Annotated in this window: 3 protein-coding genes; 2 read left to right on the top strand and 1 reads right to left on the bottom strand. The window is 43.3% G+C overall.

The annotated features are described in order from the left end of the window. Window positions 1–998, top strand: a 998-nt coding sequence (locus tag HRT75_RS14660; RefSeq protein WP_291188337.1) for a histidine kinase, incomplete at its 5' end; no start/stop codon positions are given. Further along, on the top strand, window positions 998–1,726 hold the full coding sequence (locus tag HRT75_RS14655; RefSeq protein WP_291188334.1) for a response regulator: 729 nt from the start codon (window positions 998–1,000) through the stop codon (window positions 1,724–1,726). The genes HRT75_RS14660 and HRT75_RS14655, both read left to right, overlap by 1 nt. Window positions 1,727–1,772: 46 nt before the next feature. Here HRT75_RS14655 and HRT75_RS14650 read toward each other — a convergent pair. Next, on the bottom strand, window positions 1,773–1,903 hold a 131-nt coding region (locus HRT75_RS14650; protein WP_291188340.1), incomplete at its 5' end, for a LysM peptidoglycan-binding domain-containing protein.

Here is a 1,903-nt window from a genome sequence, read left to right as displayed (position 1 = left end):
ATATGCTCTTTGCGCTAATGTATCACATTACCCTTTGGGTGAATCGCGCGGGTTATAACGATCCAGAAGACGCCATTTTTCAATTGGTTACCTTTATTCGCCGCGGAGGGATGCAGTACACCATTTTCTTTTTGTTGACGATTCCCGTTTGGCTACTGATCTTTAGAGGGCTCAAGGACTGGAAACTCTATCAACGCCTATTGGTGCATATTGTCACGCTGCCCATCTTTGTGTTTGCGTCCAAGTTCATCTATTATGAGCTCAGTGAAGCTTGGGGCATGTGGCATTTGCAGGGAGGTGCAGAAGTTTGGGATGTGTATATTCCGGCGCTGTTCTATATGATCCAATTCGGATTTTTTCACGCCTATGAATATTTTAGAAAGAATCAGGAGAAATTAAAATTAGAAGGGGAATTGCGTCAAGCGGCTTTAAAGAGTGAACTCTCCGCGATCAAAGCACAATTGAACCCGCACTTTTTGTACAACGTATTCAATACCATCAACGCCTCAGTCCCTCCCGGTCAAGAAAAAACACGAACTATGATCGCGCAGCTTTCTGATCTTTTTAGATACCAATTACGCGCATCACAAGAAGAGTTGGTCACTCTAGGGGAAGAGTTGGAATTTGTAACCAAATATCTAGATTTGGAGAAAGCTCGTTATGGCGATCGTTTGTCATTAGAATTTAATGTCGATCAGTCTCTGTACGATGAAAAGATTCCGCCGATGCTCCTGCAACCTCTGGTAGAGAACTCTATTAAACACGGCCTCTCCACCATTATTGAAGGCGGTTCCATCAGTATCAGCATCTTTAAAAAAGGGAAGAAACTCATGTTTGAGGTAGCCGATACTGGGGTGGGCATTGCTGACAAGGAAGCTGCTTTTACCAAAGGGATAGGATTGGCCAATACGCATCTGCGTTTGCAAAAGATGTATCAGTCGCAATTGGAGATCTTTGACAATACACCTCAAGGAGCCATTATAAAATTTGCCATTTAATGCAGAAGGTTATTATTGTTGATGACGAGCAGGCAGGGCGCTCGTTGATTCGCGAATACTTAGAAGATTACCCAGATCTCATTGTTATAGCTGAGGTTAACAACGGAGTTGACGCAGTAAAAGAGATCAATCGCTTTAAACCCGACTTAGTTTTTCTGGATATTCAAATGCCAGGGCTAACAGGTTTTGAGGTGATCACGCGCTTGGAAGAACTGCCGCAGATCATCTTTTCTACGGCTTATGATAAATATGCCTTAAAAGCTTTTGAAGTACACGCCGTAGATTACCTATTGAAGCCCTACACCAAAGATCGCTTTCGGGTAGCCGTGGAACGTCTGACTAAGTCGGATCCGCAGCAGGCTTTGGCACCATTGACCAATACCTTACTGATGGACACGGCTCATTACCCCGAGCGGGTTTTGGTTTCTTCCAACAAAAAACTCATCACTATTGAGGTAGCCCAAATTGAATGGATAGAAGCCTATGGTGATTATTCCAAGTTGCACACTGCAACTGGAAGTTTTGTGAGTAATTACGGAATCAGTGCTTTGGCAGATAAATTGGATCCTAAGCTATTTTTGCGTGTCCACCGATCGTCTTTGGTTAACCTTCAAGCCATTCAAGAAGTAGCCAAATACGGCAAAACCTATGATATCACGGTCAAAAGCGGTGCCAGTGTTCGGGTGAGTCGCGGCTATGCAGAAGCCGTTAAAAAGCTTATCGTTTAGAAATAAAAAACTGCCCTAAGGCGGTTTTTTTGTGTTCAATTGTCAATTATAGGTTAGGGATAACCAATTCTTGTCCTGGGTGGATCAAATCCGGATTCTTAAGGATGTCCGTATTGGCCTCAAAAATGGCTTGATACTTCATCGGATCCTTATAGTAGTGCTTAGCGATCTTGCTTA

Origin of the sequence: Gilvibacter sp., assembly GCF_013214815.1 — a bacterium.
GTDB lineage: Bacteria > Bacteroidota > Bacteroidia > Flavobacteriales > Flavobacteriaceae > Gilvibacter.
Note: the sequence above shows the minus strand (reverse complement) of the source record. Positions and strands in the feature narration are given on the sequence as shown.